Annotated in this window: 12 protein-coding genes; 9 read left to right on the top strand and 3 right to left on the bottom strand. The window is 39.6% G+C overall.

Going from position 1 to position 23,001, the window contains the following annotated elements:
• The first annotated feature begins 6 nt into the window (after nt 1-6).
• From EJA10_RS10595 to EJA10_RS10585, 3 genes are all read left to right on the top strand, one after another.
• Nucleotides 7-6,438, top strand: coding sequence for a DUF4350 domain-containing protein (locus tag EJA10_RS10595; protein ID WP_125479980.1), 6,432 nt, complete (start codon nt 7-9; stop codon nt 6,436-6,438).
• A 732-nt stretch (nt 6,439-7,170) separates the two neighbouring features.
• A complete protein-coding gene (locus EJA10_RS10590; RefSeq protein WP_125479979.1) occupies nt 7,171-7,824 on the top strand; it encodes a 5-bromo-4-chloroindolyl phosphate hydrolysis family protein in 654 nt (217 codons plus the stop codon).
• Nucleotides 7,821-8,996 (top strand): toxic anion resistance protein, encoded by a 1,176-nt coding sequence (locus EJA10_RS10585; protein ID WP_125479978.1) that lies wholly within the window; start codon nt 7,821-7,823, stop codon nt 8,994-8,996. Before EJA10_RS10590 ends, EJA10_RS10585 begins: the two co-directional genes overlap by 4 nt.
• A 94-nt stretch (nt 8,997-9,090) precedes the next feature.
• Here EJA10_RS10585 and EJA10_RS10580 read toward each other — a convergent pair whose 3' ends face one another.
• From EJA10_RS10580 to EJA10_RS10570, 3 genes are all read right to left on the bottom strand, one after another.
• Nucleotides 9,091-9,306 (bottom strand): DUF3006 domain-containing protein, encoded by a 216-nt coding sequence (locus tag EJA10_RS10580; RefSeq protein WP_125479977.1) that lies wholly within the window; start codon nt 9,304-9,306, stop codon nt 9,091-9,093.
• A 1-nt stretch (nt 9,307) separates the two neighbouring features.
• Entirely contained in the window at nt 9,308-10,150 is an 843-nt protein-coding gene (locus EJA10_RS10575) for a ComEC/Rec2 family competence protein (RefSeq protein ID WP_125479976.1), read from the bottom strand.
• 288 nt (nt 10,151-10,438) lie between these two features.
• Nucleotides 10,439-14,362 (bottom strand): S8 family serine peptidase, encoded by a 3,924-nt coding sequence (locus EJA10_RS10570; protein ID WP_125479975.1) that lies wholly within the window; start codon nt 14,360-14,362, stop codon nt 10,439-10,441.
• A 333-nt stretch (nt 14,363-14,695) separates the two neighbouring features.
• Here EJA10_RS10570 and EJA10_RS23340 point away from each other — a divergent pair, with 333 nt between their 5' ends.
• From EJA10_RS23340 to EJA10_RS10545, 6 genes are all read left to right on the top strand, one after another.
• Nucleotides 14,696-14,857 carry a hypothetical protein gene (locus tag EJA10_RS23340; RefSeq protein ID WP_170169111.1) on the top strand — a complete coding sequence of 54 codons (162 nt, stop codon included), beginning with the start codon at nt 14,696-14,698 and terminating at the stop codon, nt 14,855-14,857.
• Between the two features lie 720 nt (nt 14,858-15,577).
• Nucleotides 15,578-17,455, top strand: a complete 1,878-nt coding sequence (locus EJA10_RS10565) for an Ig-like domain-containing protein (protein WP_246017766.1) — start codon at nt 15,578-15,580, stop codon at nt 17,453-17,455.
• A gap of 310 nt (nt 17,456-17,765) precedes the next feature.
• Nucleotides 17,766-18,575, top strand: a complete 810-nt coding sequence (locus tag EJA10_RS10560; RefSeq protein WP_125479973.1) for a serine hydrolase — start codon at nt 17,766-17,768, stop codon at nt 18,573-18,575.
• A 47-nt stretch (nt 18,576-18,622) separates the two neighbouring features.
• Nucleotides 18,623-19,444 (top strand): SH3 domain-containing protein, encoded by an 822-nt coding sequence (locus EJA10_RS10555; RefSeq protein WP_125479972.1) that lies wholly within the window; start codon nt 18,623-18,625, stop codon nt 19,442-19,444.
• Nucleotides 19,445-19,538: 94 nt separating this feature from the next.
• Nucleotides 19,539-21,959 (top strand): S8 family serine peptidase, encoded by a 2,421-nt coding sequence (locus EJA10_RS10550; protein WP_125479971.1) that lies wholly within the window; start codon nt 19,539-19,541, stop codon nt 21,957-21,959.
• A 270-nt stretch (nt 21,960-22,229) separates the two neighbouring features.
• The gene (locus EJA10_RS10545) at nt 22,230-22,979 is read left to right on the top strand and encodes a YveK family protein (RefSeq protein ID WP_125479970.1); all 750 of its coding nucleotides are present in this window, start codon (nt 22,230-22,232) and stop codon (nt 22,977-22,979) included.
• Nucleotides 22,980-23,001 lie beyond the last annotated feature (22 nt).

Here is a 23,001-nt window from a genome sequence, read left to right as displayed (position 1 = left end):
AAATGGATGAAGAGGAAAATGAGAACCTACAGAAAATGGGCTAGTTTGTCCATGGCTATTTTATTGCTTATTAGTACGTTTTTACCAAGTAGCTTAGCTTTAAAAGTAAACGCTTCCATATCGCAACAAGTGGTAATCAGTCAGGTGTATGGAGGTGGCGGAAACAGTGGTGCTCCTTTTAATAAGGATTTCATTGAGTTATATAACCCCACTTCAGAATCAATTTCTTTGGAGGGATGGTCTGTACAGTATGCCTCTGCCGCGGGAACGAGCTGGACATCTACTAGTCTTTCAGATGTCATCCCTGCTTATGGCTACTACTTAATTACACAAGCAGGAGGAGCGAACGGGGCAGAGGTTCCGACTGCTGATGCTTCTGGAACTATAGCAATGGCTGCAACTGCTGGAAAGGTAAAGCTGCTTGATGCAGATAAGACCGAAATTGATTTCGTTGGTTTTGGGTCTACAGCGAACCAATTTGAAGGCTCTGGCCCCACTCCCGCTCCATCTGCAGCTAAGAGCGTCCAGCGCCGTCCCTACGCAAATATTATGCCGGAATCTGGGTTAGGGAATGCCTGGGACTCTAATGACAATGCATTGGATTTCGTAGCTGTTACTCCTGTTCCTAAAAACAGTGCTAGTCCTGCGGAACAGCCAATGGAGTCTGCTGCAAGCCTTCAGCCATTGGGATCCAACATTCAGTTTATCTTGCAGGAAGGTACCGCAACAGTTACCGGATTACCGCAAGCTGCTTCGGCACAATCAGTAATCAATGTCTATGAAACATCTGCAAAAGGAGCGGCGCTTGAAAGTGCTGTTGCTGCAGCTGATGGATCATTCGAAGTGAGTTTTGAAACAGCAAAAGCTTTAACTGCAGTTTACGTTACAGCAACCCAGGATGGCAAAGACGAGAGCGATGCCATCGGAATTAACCTTGCACAGGCCAGCAAACAAGTAGTTGCTGACAAACTAAGCTACAGTGTTGATAGCAAGGGCATAGGTACGTTGATTGGCAATGCCGGTGCAGGTGTAGCTAGATCCACGATTTACGTTTATCCCAACTCTTCAGCAAACAAACCAGAGAGACTGAACGGTGGAGGCACTGAAGTTCTTGGAACTGGCGCATTCAATACCATCACTTTCAACAATGCTCCAGCGACAATCTATGTTACACAGCAATCAAGTGATGCAAAGGGAATCATGCTGGAAAGCGTCCCGGTATCAGTGGAGAAAGCTGCAACTGATGTCGTTACTCCTTTGGACGAAGTAAAAGAAACAGATTCTAAAGGGATTCTTGTAAACCTTAACCAGTTCTTCACGGTTGAAGGTGTCGTTACAATCGACAATGGCGTGATGGGCACCCAGAAGAATAACTTCTATATTCAGGATGAAAAAGCCGGAATCAATATTTTCGGCAACTATGATTCTGGGCTGAAAATTGTCCGCGGTGACAAACTTAGAATCACAGGTAAACTCATTCAATACAACGGTTTGACAGAATTAGAAGCAACTGCTATTACAAGAGTGGATGAAGGCCAGGTCATCCCTGCTCCAAAGGATGTTTCAATTCTTGACCTTAATACATTCACAGTTGCAGAACCACTCGAAGGAAGCCTTGTCCGATTTAATGGGAAGGTGTCATCCGTAGCTACATCTGGTGCAAACTGGAATGTTACGTTTGTTGACGAAAACAACAAGTCAACAACTGTACGTGTAATGGATAAAACAGGCATCAAGGCTGATGAAGTGTTTGAGTCCGGCAAAAGCTATGCGTTAACCGGAATCGTTGGCCAGTATACAACTAATGCGACTCATGTCAGCGGATATCAGGTATTCCCGCGCGATATGAAGGATGTTACTGCACAGCTGGCTATCGATCATGAGCCAATAACAGAGGTATACAAAAATACTAATGTTGAGTTTGTAGCTAAGGCAAGCGGAGCAGAGAATGTTACTGTTTACTACCGCGCTGCAGGAACTGCAGATTATGTCACTCTTGAGATGACAGCAGGAAATGAGTCACGATATACTGCCGTGCTTCAGGCTGGAACTGTACCAGCTGATGGCTTCGACTATTATATTGAAGCAAAGGCTGGGGAAAAAGTTCAGAGTTCTGGTACGAAAGAAACACCACATCAGGTTAAGCTGATTGATGATGAAGTCGGACCACGTATCTATGGTGAAGCACCTGTTGGCGGAACGAAGGTTGAAAGTCCGCGTCCGGAGATTTCTGTTCTGCTTGAAGACCCAAGCGGTGTGAACCAGGAGAGCGTTAAAGTATGGCTAGACGGCGATGAGCTTACTAATGCTCAAATCAGCCAAAGCCAGGTGAAATTCACTCCTGAGTCCGATTTAACCCTTGGAAACCATACAGTAAAGGTTACTGCTAAGGATTTGAAAGGGAACAGCAGTGAATATGAGTGGACATTTAGTGTGGTTCCGCGTTTCGAAGGTGGAAACCATTATCGTGGTACAACCCATAATCATACGAAGATTTCTCATGATGGAGCAGGAGAACCTGAAGCTGCACTGAAGGCAGGACAGAAATACAAGTATGACTGGTTTGCTTTCTCAGACCATTCCCATGATATTGACCCGACCTTGCTTGGCCAGGATACGGTAGAACGAAATGGAATGTTGGAAAGAAGCGGCGGGGCAAACTGGCAGCTGACGAAAGATTTATCAGCCCAATATACGAAGAATGGCGAATACGTCGTATTCCCAGCATTTGAAATGACTTCTACAACATGGGGACACTCAAATATCTTCGGTACAGAAAATTTCATCGACCGAAACATCAACGGAAAAATGTATCAGGATCTGAATAAGTACTATGCATGGGTCATGACTTATGATGATGTGGTAGGACAGTTCAACCATCCGGATATGTCAAAAGATGCATTCAATAACTTCAAGCCATACAACAAGGATGTGGACAAACTCTTCACCATGCTTGAAGTCGGAAATGGATCCGGCCACTACGGCTATGCGAATGCTGAGAAGAAGTTCTTCTCTGTATTGGATTTAGGCTGGCATGTAGCGCCGACTTACGGTGAAGATAACCATGAAGGTACATGGGGGCAGACAAGGGCCCGTACTGTCATCGTTTCGGATGATCTCTCACAGGAATCTTTATTGCACTCTATGCGCAATATGCGTGTGTACATGGTAGAAGACCCTAACTTCACATTGGATGTGAAAGCGAACGGTTTCTATATGGGGTCAACAGTAGACAGCAAATCACTGAAGTTCAATATTTCGGGTAGCGATACAGTAGCTGAAAGCCGGTCAATGGCTGACTATAGCTATCTTGCTGCAGATTATAAGTCGGATGACCGTGTTGAAAAAGTTGAGTTGATTACAAATGGTGGCAAGGTATTAGATTCCTATTCTCCTATGACAGCAGATTTCACATGGGAGCCTTCTTATACAGTTACAGGCGGCCAGCAGTGGTTTGTCGTTAAAGTGACTCAGGCTGATGGCGAGCGTATGTACTCTGCTCCAATCTGGTCTAAAGAAGAAGCTGTCGATGTAAAAGTGAACGGAATCGACATCGTCGGTGATGTTATCATTGAAGGAAATCCTGCAACACTTAAAGCAAGCGTAGCTAACAATGGTACACAGGAAGTTAAAAACTTAAAAGTAGACCTTTATTATGACGAGGTCAAGGCAGATAACCTGATTGGATCTCAAGAAATCTCCTCTATTCCTTCAAAAGGAGTAGCGACGGCAACGGCTGTTTGGAATAGCCCGTTAAAAGGCGAACATAGCATCATAGCTGTTGTATCCTCTCTGGATGGACTGAATCTTGCAGACAACCAATTTGTATTGCCTGTAAAAATCAAGGAACCACTTGGTATCAACGTGGTAATTGATGCGAAGCATGGCAATGAAAATTCAAGTGGCGATAGCGGCACCTACAAGGATAACTTAAAAGCCTTCACAACGATGCTTCAAAAAGAAGGATATAGAGTCACTGAGAACACCGCTACTATCACAGATGCTGTATTAAGCAATGTAAAAGTATTGATCATTACGCACCCAAGATCAGCTTACACAGCTGAAGAAAGTGCAGCTATTGCAAAATTCGTGAAAGCTGGCGGATCCTTATTGATGGCAGGAAAGAGCAATCATAGCACGAACCCGACAATCAATAATGGAATGCTCGAACAAATGGGAGCAACTATCCGCATGGGAAACGATGGAGTATTTGATGACAGCAAGACCGGAAACTTCTGGAGCGATCCAAAGGTATCGCCTTTTGCAGTCCGAGTATTCCCTGAGTTGGTTTCCAACTACATCACGGACCGCGTTTCATTCCTTGATTATTACAGTGGAACTAGCTTATCGGGACCAAATGACACTGCACTCAATGGAAACGAAAAAGTTGTGATCCTTGCAAAAGGAAACGAAACGACCTACCAGGGTAATATTAAAGGCGGTTACACTTATGATGTCGTTTCTGACGCAACAGGCGGTTCTGCGATTCCGTTGATTGCTTCTGAAGAAATCGGAGAAAAAGGCCGTATCATCGTTTCCGGTATGAACATTTTCAACGATAAGCAAATCGATGAGTCATATGCACCAAAAGGAAACGATGAATTCATCTTGAATGCAGTCAACTGGCTCGCTCACCGTGATACAAAAATCACAAAGATTAGTGATGCAAGGAAGCTTGCGGAAGATTCCGATGCAGTGATTGAGGGTACAGTCACAACTGGAGCTGGAGTATTCTTCGACGCATTCTATGTCCAGGATGAAACTGGCGGAATCATGGCATTCCAGGAAGTGCCTGCTGGATCCATTAAGCCAGGAGACAAGGTCCGTATATATGGACATATTATTACATTCGATAACAACAAGGAAATCGAGTTTGCGAAATTTGAGCAGGATGTCATCAAGATTGGCAGCGGAGAACCTCTTGAACCTAAGCTGGTTCCTACAGGGGAGGCAACCTCTGAAGTTAATCAGGGTCTTCTTGTTAAAGTCAAAGGTAAAGTTGTTTCAAAGTTTGATGATAATTCTTACATCATTAATGATGGATCTGGAGAGGTGCTAGTATTCACAGATGGATACATTGTGAATCAAAGTGGTCCTGTCCCAGTCCTTGCTCCTTGTGATACGCTCGAAGCAGTCGGTTTATCCGGTGCATTTGCGCAGGGAGAACGTATTAGGGTAAGAGATACAAGAGAACTTCTAAAAATCTCCACTCTACCTGGAAGTGACTGCCCTAACCCAGGTGACGGAGGAACTGACCCAGGTGACGGAGGAACTGACCCAGGTGACGGAGGAACTGACCCAGGTGACGGAGGAACTGACCCAGGTGACGGAGGAACTGACCCAGGTGACGGAGGAACTGACCCAAGTGACGGAGGAACTGACCCAGGCGATGGAGGAACTGAGCCAGGTGACGGAGGAACTGAGCCAGGTGACGGAGGAACTGAACCAGGCGATGGCGGAACTGAACCAGGTGACGGCGGAACTGAACCAGGTGACGGAGGAACTGAACCAGGCGATGGCGGAACAAAGCCAGGCGATGGTGGAACGAAGCCTGGAGACGGTGGAACGAAACCGGGAGATGGTGGAACGAAGCCAGGCGATGGTGGAACGAAACCGGGAGATGGGGGAACAAAGCCAGGCGGTGGTGGAACGAAACCAGCCGACGGTGGAACCAAGCCTGCCAAGCCGGGAACAGTTGTAAAACCAGCTAATGGTGTAATTACGCCAGTTGGAATTCTCTCTAAAGATAAAAAGGCAATGAGTGTAGTGATTGAGGAAATCAATCTTGATGATGTGAAAAAGGGTCAAGTGGTTGTAATTAAACCACAAGATTCAAATATCACTGAAGTGCTTGAAGTGAAATTGTCTTCTAATGCACTTAAGAGCTTGATTGAAAATAATAGTGGATTAAAGATCGATAAGGCAGATGCAGATGTAATTATTCCGCCATCTATGCTTAAAATGATGATGGAGATGGCAAATGGAAAGGATGTTTCGATCACTTTAAAGAAAATGTCGGCTCCAGGAGCAATTGGATCTGTCTATGACTTTACAATCATTGCGGGTTCTAAAACACTTCACGACTTTAACGGCAAGAAAGTAACCATTGCTCTGAATGTCGATCAAGAAGCTGTAAAAGGAATCGATCCAAAAAATATTAAAATCTACTACTACAACGAAGATACTAAGGAATGGGAAGTGCTTGAAGATAGTGTTTACGATGCAAAAACAGGAATTGTAACGGCAACAACAACACACTTCAGTACGTTTGGAGTTTTCGAGGTAACAGAAAAAACAAAAGGAACTCCGGTTACTATTGATGAAGCAGGCAAGAAACTGCCAAACACAGCAGCGAATATCTACAATTATATGCTGGCAGGTCTACTTCTATTAATTGGTGGTACTTTCATTCTTATGCGTCAGCGCAGGAAAGCATAATTGTTCTACTAAACCTTATCCTCTTTTGAGGGTAAGGTTTTTTTTTGTCTGATCCCAGTTTCATATATGGATATGAACAGGGATCAGACAACTTGAATATGTTTAATCATTTTTAGGGCCTTTCTTATTTTGTGTGCTGATGACTGTTAAAAGTAAGAGTTTTTCCTCGGGACTCAACATGCTCCAGCTTCCAGCTTTTACTTTCATTTAAAACACTCCTTCTTAACTGTCTTATTTTTACTTTTGTAACTGTAATCCCTATATACCGCCTTTTTTAATAAATCAAACAACAAATGTTTCTACAAAATAATACAGACTTGTCCAATATATATGTTGATAAATAGGTCATTTTGATGAGAAGAGTCAAATTGGAGCTTTGGAAGACAGGGTTCCCTTCCAATAATTGGGCGTGTACGCAATTATCGGGATTCTTTGTGCAATTATCAATAAAGTTTACGCAATTAAAGAGAAATTTCTTTCAATTAACGCTGCTGATTGTGCAATTAACCCCATCGAATACGCAATTCCCAATGAACATCTCCAATAGAGAGCAATTTCACGATTTTCACTGGCTCAGTCTCAGGACCTAGATGACTTTACGGACCGAGTCTGTAGAAAAATAGCTTGTTTTGCAGTATTGTATAAGGGAGAAAACATTTTTTTACAGCGAATGAAACATTCTGTGCCTCCTATTCGTATAAATAGGAAGATTCTAAACAGGAGTCGATACTAATGAATAAATTCCTTTTACTTTTTATGCAAACAGGTGCTGCGATCCCATTTTCAGCTTTCATCTGGCTGCTGACATTTACAGGTTTTGACCAGACGTTTTGGATGGCTTCCCTATATGGAGTCATTGCCGGAGGCGTCATGTTTTTCGGACTGGGGCACTATCTGCAAAAAAGCTTCCTTGAAAAACACGGACTCACTAAGAAGGAATACAAATATATAAATCGAAATCTTAAAGAAGCGAATGCAAAGATCAGCCGAATCCAGAAGTCGCTTTTTTCCATTCGCCACATTCGTTCACTGAAGCAACGTATGGAGCTGGTGAGGCTCGTGAAAAATATCCAGAGGCTGAACACCCGGGAGCCAAAAAGATTTTACAAAGCAGAACGATTTTATTTTTCCCATCTTGATTCCGTGCTGGAACTCAGTGAAAAGTATGCGTTCCTTTCCTCCCAGCCGGGTAAAAACAGGGAACTGGAGCACTCATTGAACGAAACGCAATATACGTTAAAAGAGTTGACCAAAGTAGTTGAAAAAGACTTGAATAACGTGCTCTCTGACGATCTCGATCACTTGAATTTTGAAATTGACGTAGCAAAACACTCGATTAAAAAATTGAATGATATTCCTGATGAAACCAGGAGGTTAAGAAAATGACGGAAAAGAACCCAGACCTTTTAAAAAATAACGGAAACATCATGGATGATATATTGACCAACCCTTTTGGCGATACACCAGAGCTACAGGTTCAGCCTGTAAAACAAGAATCAAGCAGGCCGGTCAAGCTGATCGATGTGATTCCAGAAGAGAACCGGGCCCGAGCCTATCAATTGGCAGAGCAGATCGACCCAAAAAATCACCAGGCGATGATTCAGTACGGTACACAGGCTCAAGGCAAGCTTCTATCCTTTTCGCATTCGATGCTTGAGCATGTTCAGAAGAAGGATATCGGCGAAGTAGGGGAAGTCATCAGTGATCTGATGAGGCATCTTAACGATATGAACCCGGATGAGCTTAGCGTCGAGAAGCCATCCTTCCTGGCCCGCATGTTTGGAAAGCTATCGGGTTCTGTACAGGAAATCCTCTCCAAATACCAGAAAACCGGGGCGCAAATTGACCGGATCAGCGTAAAGCTGGACCGAAGCAAAAATGTATTGCTGTCTGACATCGGCATGCTCGAGAAATTGTACGACACGAACAAAGAGTATTTCAACGCGCTGAACATCTACATTGCTGCCGGAGAGCTCAAGCTGGAGGAACTGCATGAAAAGACGATTCCGCAGCTAAAGAAGGAAGCAGAAGCTTCACAGGATCAAATGAAGTTCCAGGAAGTCAACGACATGATCCAGTTTGCCGACAGACTGGATAAGCGTCTGTACGATTTGAAACTAAGCCGTGAAATCACGATTCAAAGCGCACCGCAAATCCGCCTGATCCAGAACACGAACCAGGCGTTAGTGGAAAAAATCCAATCATCAATCGTCACAGCCATTCCGCTGTGGAAAAATCAGGTCGCCATCGCCCTGACACTCATCAGACAACGGCACGCAGTTGAAGCACAGAAGCAGGTTTCCAAAACAACCAACGAACTGCTGCTGAAAAACGCTGAAATGCTAAAAACGAACACAATTGAAACCGCAAAGGAAAACGAACGCGGCCTAGTGGATATTGAGACACTGAAAAAGACGCAGGAGAACCTGATCACCACTTTGGAGGAAACATTAAGAATCCAGGAAGAAGGCCGGACCAAGCGGCGCCAGGCAGAGCAGGATTTGGCTTCTATGGAGAATGAGTTGAGGTTGAAGCTATTGGAGATAAAAGACAAATAAATGAATAAAGGTTCCAACCCCCGATATTTGCCAATAGGGTTTGGAACCTTTTTATATCCGGTATGAAATCGTTCATCTTTTTTTACGGGCTAAATTATTCCTCCCATACTTCATCCATCAAAGCTTCAACTTCCTTGCGCAGCTTTTCAGTTTCGTTTTTTAGAACCTTGCCTTGACCATTTTCTATTATCACTACATCGCCGGTGGTTGCATCCTTAGGGAAAATAGTTTTTGGATAATCTTTTGTTTGGCCATTAATCTCAACTACTGCAACTTCTCCTTCAAAACGGTCGATGATCCCCTTTATCATTTTACTTCACCGTCTTTACACTAAGTTTTGAACCATTAGTCGTGAAAATAACATGTCCGCTTTTATCTGTACGATATGTTTTTATATTATAGGCTTTCAACCGTTTAATAATCGTGCTTGTTGGGTGCCCATATCCGTTTTTTCCAACGCTGATAACCGCATAAGTTGGCTTAACAGCTTTTAAGAAATTACTGCCTGTAGAAGTCTTGGCTCCATGATGACCAACTTTTAATACATCTGCCTTCAGTGAATTTTTAGATTTTAACATATCAGCTTCGGATTTCGCTTCTGCATCTCCGGTAAATAGGAAAGATTTCTTGCCATACTTCATGTGCAGGACGGCACTCCAATTATTTAGATCACTTTTGGCATATGTTTTGATCGGAGCTACGAACTTAGCGGTGACTCCTTTTAATGGAACTGAGACATCGCTTTTTGCAGTCTTTATTTTTAAGCCCTCGCGTTTTACGGCTGTCAGGAATTCTTTGTATGCGATGGTAGTATGACTGACCTTTGGGGCATAGACGGATTTTACTTTGAAAGCATGTAGTACTTCATCTAGACCTCCAAGATGATCCGCATCAGGATGAGTCGCAATCATCACTTCAATATCTTTCACTTTTTGCTTTTTTAAATACGCAACTACATCACTGCCATCCTTATTACCTGCGTCAATAAGAATATCTTCCCCGGCTGCAGTTTTAATATAAACGGCATCCCCTTGTCCTACATTAATGAAATGGACCTTCATCTCCTTAGTAGCTGCTTGAGCGCTGGAAAACCCAAATAGAAGACTAATAGATAGTGTTAAACTTGTTATTACCTTAATCAACTTGTGTGTCATGTTAATCCCCCTCTGGAATCTATTTTACTTATTTTTCAAAATTATTCCAGAGTTTTTTGTGAGATCGGTGTATGATTAAAAATCTCATGCAAATGAGGGTTCTAAAGTAGGATGGTATAGGGGTGCCAGGAGTATGCATTCAACCGCGAAGTTGCATTAACCCAGACTTTAAAAGAAAAAAACAAAAAAAAGAAAAGATGAGAAGACCATTTCAACTGGTTTCTCATCTTTTTTTAGCCATCCAAAGTAAATATAACCATTTAGCTTTTAGATGGGGAAGAGTATGTGTTATTTTACCGGTACAAATTTAGCGCTTTCAAAGGCGTCAATTTTAACCGATGTGCCTTTTGAGGCTTTCCTTTTCAATTCTTTTACCACAATTGTGACGGTATGCTTTTTATTGGCTAGGTTTTTGGCGCTGAATACACTTTGTTTATATAGACGTTTCTGTGAATACAAGTCTACGCTTTTTACCTTTTTGTCATCCAAATAAATATCGGCATAGCCAGAATATTGATCTTTAAGGGCATATACTGCGACATCCGTCCCATTGAAGGTGTACTTTAACGATTTTTTTGATTTAGACGCAGATAGGACGGACCCTCCCGATGCCTTTTTATACTTTTTGACGGACCACTTCCCGGCTTTCTTAATGGAGGAAGCAGAGCTTTCAAGCTTTTTCACTGTTTTTACACTTAATTTCACACTATATTGTCCAGCCCCCGTCTTAGCATTGGCAACAAGATAATGTTGTCCTGTAATTTCCGGCTTAAAGACAATCCTCTCGCTTGCAGCAGACGAATCAGATTTTGCGTCCGCTTTTGTACCATAGATGGTACTTGTCCCTGGTTTAAATACACTTAAATCATAATCACTTCCTGAAGGACCAGTTAGCAGGACTTCATACGTTTGGCCTTTGACGAGTCGTTTCTTCCACACATCGTGAGTGTCAAGATTCTTAACATTTAAGTCGCCTTTTAGGGTACTGCCTACCCATGTTTGGGAGCTGCTAATATCATCATCAAGTTTATAGTTGATGGAGGAAGAGGATAATGGTGTCTCTTCTCCATCCATAACAATTGAAACTTTATACTGATAAGTTTTACCGGCCTTTGCTGTTTGGTCAACAAAAAATGCAGAGGAAGTTGTCCCCACTTGGGTAAAATCAGAATTTGATATTTCCTTTCTATAGACGTTATAAGCTTTAACGTCCCTCCAATCTACCGCAGACCATGATACTACAGGTGCTTTATTTTTGGTATTGTAAGAAACGGCCGGTTTAAGAGGATTACTCTTTACAATAAAACGATCAAGGTTAATACCAGCTGCACTTTTTCTGGCTGCTGGATCATTTTTTCCAGTCCAAACAATCTTAATCGTGTGCTTGCCATATGGAACAATCTTCTTATAGAGACTTTGCTGTGCCAGAAACTCAGGTGAATAGAGGGAGGCTGAGTTTTGCTTAACTCCATCTATGTAAATATCTGCAATTCCTTGAGCAGCATCCTTAAAGCCTCGCCATTCGATGCCATATCCTACAAATGAGAAGGAAAGCTCTCCTGGGGATTTAAGGAAATTGGCAGAAAACTCGGAATGCTCTGGTTCCATAGCTATTTCCCATTCTCCTCGATATTCAACAACAGGTGAAATGTCTTCGTAGCTGCCATCAAAATTCCCAACTGCAAGTTTATAATTTCCTTTCCCTTTGAACGCAAAAACGTCAATAAAGTAAAAGCCTGACATTGGTGCAACAAACTGAATTGCTTCTGTAGAAGTTCCGGGATTTTCCGAAAGTGCTACAATTCCATTCGCATTGTCGGCAGATTCGGCCTCTTGGCTATATACATACAGGTCAAAATCGGCACCGGCTGTTCCGTTTAATGACAGATTAAGTGCTTCACCCTCTTTTAATAGGATGGCATACACATAGTCTTTATTTGAGATACTGTCAAGTGAACCTGCCTCGATATTTTTCTTTAAGGGTAATCCCGGTATATTACTAGCTGAAAATGAATCAATATTAGCAGCTTTAATGACTTTGCCACTCTTAACCAATCCCGTTAGTTGCGGCAGTTTTTTACCTTGATGGCTCAAGTATAATTTTGTATAAATAGGATCCATATCTGGATTCATGCCCATGAATAATGCTGCTGTTCCTGCAGCATGTGGCGCAGCCATTGACGTTCCGCTGTAATAAGCATATGCCTGACTGTATTCAGAGACAAAGTCTAGAGCGAGTAATGTTTTACCCCCATTCGGAAAGAGTAAGTCAGCAGAAGGGAATAGTGCCCCATCATCCTCTACTTTAAAATTTTTGCCTTCATAAATGGAACCTTTTCGACCGGTTACATTCATATGTGGCGCCATATCAGGGTAAACTTTTAAATTTAGCATCGTCTTCACAAAAGTTGATTCTTCATTTCCCCATAGTGCATCCTGTCCAGAAAGCAACAATTTCCCGCCAGCTTTTAGATAGCTATCAAGCATGGCGATATCTTCGTCCATGAGTGTTTTCCAATCGGGAGTATTGATTCCAAGTCCGTGCCCTGTAAACCAGATAACCGCCTGATAATCCGCAAGGTTTTGGTCACCCAATGTTTCTTTTAGATTTGATGAGGAACGGATTGTCAGTAGGTCATATTGAGTGCCATATTTCGCTAATAATTCTTCATACACAGGAAGGTAGTCTTTAAAATAGTTTTGCAGCTCAGGCTCACCTTTGAATTCGCTGGCCATGTCATGTTCATCATCCTGAATTAAAAGGATTTTATCCGCCTGTTTATCAGATATTAAATAATCCATTGTTGTGTTGAAAGCTTCCTGCCGTTCTTGTCCCGAAAGCTTTTCAAAGCCAATTCCATCCATTATAGCCTTGAAATTATATTGGGTATTATGAATCTGTGCAAATGGACCAAAATCTCCAAACATCTTTTTCAATTCATCCACAGGAAACTTTGGTATTGTGCTCAGGATATCCATTCCAGGAGCAGCCACATCTACCGAATGTCTTCCATAGTTTGAAAAAGGGGCGAGCTTTCCCTGATTTGTCAGAGCAGCAACCGAAAGAATATTTGGCGTTTCAAAGCCAGCAGGATAGAAACCACCCTCATCGTTGTTCATAGATTCATTTCCTGCAGCTGCAACAAAGAGACAGTCACAATTAGCAATCGCTTCTTCCAGCAACGGATCATACTCGCCGCCGCCCCAGCTGTTATTCGAGATCTTTACTCCCATTTTTTTAGCGTATTCAATAGCGGCAATTGCCCCCGCTGTGTCACCGCCCCAAGGACCGAGAAATTTGATTGGCATGATTTTAACATTCGGTGCGACGCCAACTACACCCTTATTCTGGCTGATGTCTGATCCTTCCATGGCCGCGGCTATTGTTCCGGCAACGTGCGTTCCATGGTCATCTCCATCCAGTGGGTCGTAAACTGAGTTGTCATTATTATAAAAATCCCATCCATTAACATCATCAATGTAGCCATTATTGTCATTATCAATTCCATCGCCAGGAATTTCACCGGGGTTTGTCCAGATTTTTTCCTTAAGATCCGGATGGTTTAGGTCGACCCCTGAATCAATGACTGCCACTACGACTTCGTCAATATCTTTGAATTTACCCCATGCTTCAGGTGCATCGATATCGGCATCTCGAACTCCTTGCAGCCCCCTAATCGTTTGGCCGTTGTTATTAAGCCCCCATAACTGTTCATAGTAATTGGAAGCTGTATTCTCACCCGTCGAATAGTACTTATAGTTTGGTTGAACCGAATCTATAACAGGATTGTTTTTTAGTTGCTTGATAAAATCCTCCATCTTCTTTCCGGCAGGGATTTTCACTACTTCGGACTTGAGGGATTTGATTTGTTCCCCCTTCTTTAGGGAATATTTATTGTAAAGGGTACGAATGTTTTCATTGGTAGCACTCTCTTTATACTTAATGATCAATTCTCCGGGTACAACTTTTTCTTTTTTAGCTTGTTTGTTTTTCTTCTCTCTAAATTTTTCCGCCAGCTGATCCTTGCCTTGATTCCCTGGCAAAGGAACCTTGTAGCTGTTCTGCTTGATTTTTGTTTCGATCTGGCTTTTCCGGAGTTTATCCGTGGAATTCTTTTCAGCAGCATAGCCGAAGCTTCCCGCTGCTTGAAAAACACTAGAGAAGGCGAGCAGTGAGACAAGAGACATAGAAAGAAGCTTAGTCTTTTTCATTAGTTACCCCTTTATTATTTTAATAGTTTCATATGGAATTATATAACAATAGTTGAATTACATACATAAAAAGAATGTGACAAAAAATGTCGAAAAAATCATTAGAAAGAATTTGTAAATACCGTGTAGTGGAAGGTAACAAGAGGAGGAGGAAAATTAAGCAATGTTGATTTGTTTTTTCGTAAGAGTTTTAACATGGAAGAAAAGGGGTAAAATTCCCTACTTGAAAATGGTCAAAAAAGAATCTTCAACTGTGTATTGTATAGTAGATTGACCTTGGTGGGTATCAACGGAGCGATTAAAGTTTAAAACTTTTTAAGGGGGAATTACCTTATGAGGGTATTTATTCAGGCCAAGTATCATCTCCACCTATTTTTAAAGAAATATAACGAGGTATTAATTGAAGATGCATTATGTCACCACTTAAAAAGTAAATTAGAGCAAAAAGCGAGATACCATTGGCAACAAGCTGTTATGCTCCAAGCTAAAATATAAAATCTGCATTTGCTTCAAATATTAAACTAAAATTGCTTTAATAAATGGAAAAGTTACTTTAGATGAAATTATAATTTAGCATGATATGATCCTTGATCTTGGAGGATGTCATTATTTGAGGAAAAACGAAATTGTCACTCCAAAACAAAGATGTAATGTCGCCCTTAGTTATCAAATCTATCAAAAGTAGCAAAAAATTAACTTTTCATAAAAAAACACATAAGGATTTCCTTTGCTAGTGAGCAGAGTGAATCCTTATGTGTTTTTTAATGTAGGATCCCCCGTATAATACCTTACTATAGAAAATTAGTACTAGAAGGAGGAAGTTGTGAATTCCACAGTGACTTAATGAGGGTTGAGCAGGAATCACATATTTGGACTGATACTCTTTCATCGAAAGGATATATCATTTGTTATTGATTTTGTCATGGGGAAGCTTGATAGAAGCACTTAAACGTGTGAAGAAGAACAAATCTACGTATGGTGGTGGGAGAGGTTAGGGGTTACATCTCATGACTATTTTACTATATTGTAAACAAGTCCAATTACCTATATAATAAATAATGGAAATATATTCTTTTTATTATCTTTAAAAAAGCCGTTTAATAAGATTATCTTATTGAAAAGACTTCGAATCTAAATGGTATGAAAGGAGAATGCAACAACTCAGTGAACAGAAAAGAACTTAGGTAATAAAAATACACAGGGGGTATAAGTTTGATGCAAAATATTAATAAACATAAAATGTGGAGATTAACTTCAGTATTTGCATTGGTTATTTTAATTGGATTGAATCTTTTCTCTATTCAGGCTAAAGCAGCTGAAGTGAATTTACCCTTTAATACTAAGGTAGAAGGGCTTTTAACAACTGCGCAGGATAGTATCATTTATAAAATTCAGGTAACTAAAGCTGGGAGAGTCACGTTTGATATTAATTCCTTTGTTGACTCAGGAACTTATATTAAACTCTCAGATAGTTATAATAATGTGATTTTTGATGACGGTCAGACAAGTAGTTCACAAAATCCAGCTAAATATTTTAATGCAGTCGACTTGGAAGCAGGGAACTACTTCTTAGAAATTTACGATGGTAATTATAATGAATATACAGGGAAATTCAATGTAACACTCGGCTTTACTCCTGCAAATAATAACGAATTCGAGCCTAACAATGGTACGGTCCAAGCACAGCCTTTATCATTTAATACATTAGTAAATGGCTATCTATCATGGAATGATAAGGTCGATGTTTATAAAATTACTGTTCCAAAATCGGGAAGAGTATCCATTGATTTATCATCGTTTGTCGATAAAACTACCTATGTTTCTTTGATTGATAATAAAAATAATATAATTATAGATGATTATATAAATAGTAGTTCAATCAACCCTGCTGCTTATAAGGAGCAGAGAGATTTAGAGCCAGGTACATATTATTTGAAAATTTTTAACGGTGATGAATATTCAATCAATACAGGCAAATACCAATTAAAAGTTGGCATATTGTTAGCAAATAGTGATGATAAGGAACCGAATAACGGTACAGTAAATGCGCAGCCCCTAGCGTTTAGTCAGCAAACTTCAGGATTTCTTTCATGGAATGACTCGGTAGATGTCTACAAAATCACTGTGCCGAAATCCGGAAGGATTTATTTTGATTTTTCATCATATATAGATACTAGAGCGTCTATTACTTTACTAGATAGTTTTAATAAGGTAATTGCGGACGATATAGTATATGGAAGTTCAGCAAATCCCGGGAAATTTAATGGATACAGTGACTTGAGTAGCGGAACATACTATCTAAAAGTAGAAAATGACAATTACTATGATTTACACTCTGGTAAGTATTTTATAAAAATCTCAGCTCCACATTTATTAGCACCGCTAAACATGGGGCTGGTTAGTGATAAAACGACTGTTATAACAGGAAAAACGAGCCCTAATTTGCTGGTTACTTTAAAAGTTTCCGATAAACTATACAAAAAGAGTGCGGACACAAAGGGTAATTTTAAATTTACTATTCCTAAGCAAAAGGTCGGGTCAAAAATTGAGGCTTTCGTTACGAATGGTTATGGAACAAAAAAGGTCATTGTTAAGGTAGTAGATAAGACGCCTCCTGGCATTCCAACAGTAAATAGGATTGCGGATAACCAAACGGTAATCAAGGGAAAAACCGAACCATACGCAATAATGTATGCGAAGGTTGGCAAAAAGCAGATTGGTTATGGAAAAGCAAATGCAAAAGGATATTACACCATTAAGATATCAAAACAAAAAGCAGGTACAAGTATTAAGGTATATGCAAGAGATAAGGCGAAAAACATTGGGCCCGAAAAAACGGTAAAAGTATTGGACAAAACAGCACCATACAGTCCTAGGATAACTGACGTTTTCCCTGAAATATCAGGCAATGCTGAAAAAGGATCAACAGTTTACATCTATAATGGTAAAAAATTATTAGGGAAACAGAAGGTTACAAACAAAGGTGAATTTTCTATTGGAGTAAAAGCCCAGAAAAAAGGCAGTACACTAAAGGTATATGCTCGTGATAAAGCAGGTAATAAAAGTAGGTCAATAACCATAAGGATAAAATAATTACCAATTTTATAAAGGGAATAGAAAATTTTAAGTCGCAAGATGACGACCTTTAGTTATTTATCTCAGTATACTATCAATATAAAGGGTTTATTTTATAGAGGCAATTGGGGTTATTCATGGTGTAGAGGTTCTTAAGCATTCGGTGTGATATTTCATCGAATGCTTTTTTCTTTTTATTTAGCTTCAAAAAGGGTGAGCTTTTAAGGAAATAAGGAAAATTATAGATTTCTATATCCACTCCAAAATAAAACATTTACAATATTTACTAGATAGAGATTAGTAAAGGAAATAAGGGGAGAATTAATCAGTGAAAAAGCACCTCATTGTTTTAACAGTTTTGTTTTTGGTATTTCCATTAATAATACCTGAAAGTCAGGCAGAAGCAGGAGTCATGACATCTTATCAGGAATTTAACCAAAATCTTCAAAAGGAACTAAGTAATTACTTAAGAAAATCAGGAGGAACTGTCACACTTCATTATCATGATCTTTTGACCGGTGATGAATTCAAACACAATAGTACTGCTCCTATGAGGGTGGCAAGTACAATCAAACTTCCGCTTGCCTTATACATAATGGAACTGGCAGCAGCTAATAAAATAAACTTAAATCAAAAATTGAGATATAGGCCGCATCATTATTATGGCGGCAGTGGAGTGATCCAGTACGACAAGATAGGTTCGAAGTACACAATCCGGGATTTAGTTAAGAAAGCAATGGTACATAGTGATAATATTGCTTTCATCATGCTTAAAGAGAAGGTTGGAAGAAGTAATTTTAATAAATATATGAAAAAGGCTGGGGGTGAGTATGCATATCCGAGGGGGCAAAATCTTACATCATCTAAGGACCTGGTTACATATGCAACTCGCTTATACGATTTTTCGGAGAAAAACAAATTAGGCAAAGAATTAGTCAGCTACCTGATGAAGACCGATTACAATACGACAATTCCTAAAGGAATCAAAGAGGCGGAAACAGCACATAAAGTAGGCATGATTCCAATGTCGCTTATTTATAACGATGTCGCTATTGTATATGACAAGAATCCATTTGCATTGGCAGTAAGACAAACAATATTAGTTATGCAAAATTACAAAAAGTTATTGCAGACATAGCGGGAATCGTCCATAGGCAACATAAAAAGAAGAATAATGTTGCGTATTTGAAAACGAAGAAAAAGACAATCATTTACCATGATAGTACAGGAGAACTTCAAAAGGCAGGGAGCCTGGAGAAAAGACAATCATTCAAGGTGATAGCGAATAAAGGAACTTGGTATCAGGTGCAATTTGGAAAGAAAAAAGGCTATGTAAAAAAGTCAGATGTAACGGCTTATTCCATAGCCCCCTCAAAAGGTTTTACGAATAATAAGGGAAAGTCACAAGGAATAATTACAATTAAGCGTTCAACCTCATTTGTAACAACTCCTTATAGTAATGGGGAGAAAGTTGCAACGATTTTTAAAGGGGCGGAGACCTCTATTTACTCTACCGAAGGTACATATTATAAGGTTATATTTGGTGGAAGAATAGGATATATTTTAAAGTCTGCAGCTCAATTGGAATACTCTAATGAAATTAAATATATCCAGGTAACGGAACCGGATGCAGCGTTATATAGTATAAAAGATCACCGGTATATAAAAATAGGGACAGTAGACAAGGACCGTGTATTTTTGCGAGGAAATGGAAATAGCAAATATAATGAGTTGCTTCTAGGGTCTGAAAAAGTATATATAGCCAAAAATGATGCCAAACCTCTTTTATCTACTAAAATATCAAACTTCATTGTAGAGAGTAAATCTAATGGAATAAATATCTTAACACAAAGCACGGTGGTATATTTACAGCCAGACGAAACCAGCGCAACAGCAGGAACCCTTTTGGAAGGACAACATTATAATTATATATCTAAAAGTGGGGACTGGTATGAAATCAATTTCATGGGCAGAAAAGGATATATACTAGATTCCAATTTGAATTAGACAGCCAAAGGAAACAGTCTAGAATTTTTTTAATAAACGCATTTTCCAACCGATATATATATAAAGAGTATATCGCTGAGAGAGGGAGTCGGCTATGAGGTTTCTTGCAACATTTCTATTTGTCTTTCTAATTTCAACGTCAGCTTTTGCTGTGTCTGGAGCAGAATTTAGCAATGACAAAAGTGGAAGCAGCTTATTTGGTGACGATAAACAATACAATAATAGGGAGTTAATTGTTAAGTTCAAATCAACAGTTACTTCCGAAGAAAAGGAAAAATTAATATCCTCATTAAACGTTAAAGAAATTTCAAGTATTGATCAAGGAGACATCTCTCTGCTTACAGTTTCGAAAGTTTCTGATTTATTGCCGTTAACCAAAGAATTGTTAACAAGGAAGGAAGTAGAATTTGCAGAGCCCAACTATAATATTGAAACTGCCTATATTCCTCAGGATCCCGGTTATACAAAGCAGTGGTACTTACCGAGAATTGGGATGCCTGCAGCCTGGGATTTGACGAAAGGTAACTCTGCAATCACTGTAGCAGTCGTAGACAGTGGGGTTCAGATGAATCACCCGGATTTGAAAGGGAAAATAACATCGCCAATTAATATGTTGACAGGAAGTCCTGATACTTTGGCAGATGAGCATGGGACTCATGTAGCAGGAATTATAGCTGCATCACTTAACAGTTCGGGGATTGCTGGGATTGCTCCGAATGTAAAAATCATGCCAATCAACGTTTTCAGTGGTGACTCTGCAACCGTATTTAATATTATACGCGGCATTTATTATGCTGCAGATCATAAAGCGAACATAATTAATCTCAGTCTGGGCGGAACTTACTATAGTCAGTCCCTAGAGAGTGCCATTAATTATGCAAGGACTCATGGCGTTTTACTGGTAGCTGCTGCAGGCAATGACAGCAGCAATATTACAACATATCCAGCGGCTTTTCCTGGCGTTATTGGAGTAAGTGCTACCAATAGCAAGGATGAAATGGCTTCATTTTCGAATTTTGGGAGTTATATTGATATTGCAGCACCTGGCGAGATGATCTACTCGACAATAAGTGGAAGTTCATATAATTATATGAGCGGGACCTCCATGGCCGCTCCAGTAGTATCTGGTGTTTCAGCATTGATCTTATCTAAGAATCCTTTTCTAGCCCCTGAAGAAGTTGAGACTATTTTAAAAAGATCAGCTTATGACTTGGGTTATGCAGGGCGGGATGATTACTTTGGTTATGGACGTATAAATGCTTCCCTGGCATTGGAAAATACTCCAGAGCCCTATTCAAAGATCAAAGCCTCTACAAGAAATTTCAAAATTGAGGGTGCAAATAAACTAGATGTATCATTGGATATTTATAGAGGTACAAATATTGCAGCATATGTGCAAAATTATAAGGGAGCTATCATTCAAAATCTTGGGGATAGCTATAATTGGGCTGGAGGCAATTACTCTTTAAACTGGGATGGAAGACAAAGAGATGGTAAGTATGTTAAAACCGGTAAATATAAACTTGTTGTTAAAATTACAAATGACAAGGAAACAGTGTACAGATCCATTTATATAAATGTTACTAACTCAGTCACACCGGTAGTAAAAGTGAACAAATCATCTACCTTTTCACCGACTTTGGAGAGTAAATTAACAATTCCCTACAATGTAAATAAAAGATCCAAAGTAACAGCCCTGATCTATGACGGGCGTAATAAAAAGGTTAAACAACTTTCCTCAGGCAAACTTGTAACAAGCGGAAAGCAGTATTTGTACTGGAACGGTAAGAACGGTGCAGGTAAAAAAGTCAAAGATGGTAAATATAAACTTATAATCTATACAGTAGATTCACAAAAGAGAAAGAGCACGACTAAACGTATGGATATAATAGTTGATTCTATCAAGCCATCTGCAAAAGCAACGGTTACCACTCCAGTTTTTAAAATGGATGGAAAATCCAGAGCAAGGATGAAGGTTGAAGTAAAGGAAAGTGTAACAATCAACGTTTATATACTTACAGAAAAAGGTACCAGGATTAAGAAAATTGTATCTACTAAAAGCTATAATCCAGGAACCCATATTATAAAGTGGGATGGGAAGAATTCCAAAAACAAATACGTAACAGATGGTAAATATAAATACAAAGTTGAGGTTACAGACAAGGCAGGAAATACTAAGAGATTATTCAGTAAAAACCTCTCGCTTCAGGACTGGCGCATGCCTTCAGTAGAAGGGAAGTCCGTGGTTGAGTATAGTGCTCTGGGATCAACCTCGTATACCTTTACACTAAATAAACCAGGATATGTTAAAATTGAACTTTTCCAAGATGGAAAAAGAGTAAGGACATTATATACTTCTAAATGGAAAAGTAGTGGCAGCCATATATTTAAGTGGAATGGTAAAAATAGCTCGGGTGAACTTTTGAATGGGAATGTCTTTTACAAAATTACACTCACGGACCTTCATAAGAAACGTGCCGCATTTACTGGTACGATTAAAATCGAACTAAATTAGGTTAAGAGTCTAGAAGGGAATACTTGCGTGGTAAGCGGGTAATACAATGTATACAAATGAGCATTTAATTAATCACCTCAATATATTAAAAAGCAGGCCTTTCATCATTAATGAATGGGGGCCTGTTTTTTTTACCTGATCAAGGTTATTGCGTAAAAATAAATGTTACAAATTAACTAAAATATTTACAATAAAAGGCAAAAAAATACAAATACCATGATATAATACAAGCAGGGGTTTAAAAATATTTAATCATAAGCAGGTGGACTAATGGAAGAAATAATCAGTTTAAGAGATTTACTAGGAATTCTAAGAAAACGATTAATACTAATTCTCTCAATTACCTTTACCACAGTATGTATTAGTGCTATAGTAAGTTTCATTTTTTTAACACCAGTATATCAGGCATCCACACAGATTTTAGTGAACCAGTCCAAAAATGATCAAAATGGCTACAATGCTAGTGATGTACAGACAAATCTACAGTTCATTAATACATATAATGTGATTATTAAAAGCCCTGCAATTCTTAACCCAGTGATTGATAAATTAAATCTTAACATGACTTCTGCACAGCTAAATGAAAAAATCTCCGTTGGCAGCGAAAAAAATTCACAAGTAGTAAACATAACAGTTCGGGACGAAAAGGTAGAAAATGCCGTGAAAATTGCAAATACGGTTGCAAAAGTCTTTAAAAGTGAGATTACTGATATTATGAGCGTGGATAATGTAAGTATTCTTTCACCAGCAACAGCAATAGAAGGACAATCGCCAATTAAGCCGAGACCTTTAATAAATATCAGCATTGCCCTGATAATTGGTATGATGGCTGGAATCGGACTGGCATTACTACTCGATTACATGGACAATACGATTAAAAACGAACAAGACATTGAAAGATTTTTGAGGTTGCCTGTGATAGGCATCATTGCCACTATTGACAATAATCAACTTGATTATAGAGATAGCGGTCGGAAGACAAGAACATCCAGAACAAGAGGTGATTCAGTTGGCTTTTAAGAAGGATGCGAAAAAAAGAATA

Origin of the sequence: Mesobacillus subterraneus (assembly GCF_003937825.1) — a bacterium.
Classification (GTDB): domain Bacteria; phylum Bacillota; class Bacilli; order Bacillales; family Cytobacillaceae; genus Mesobacillus; species Mesobacillus subterraneus.
Note: the sequence above shows the minus strand (reverse complement) of the source record. Positions and strands in the feature narration are given on the sequence as shown.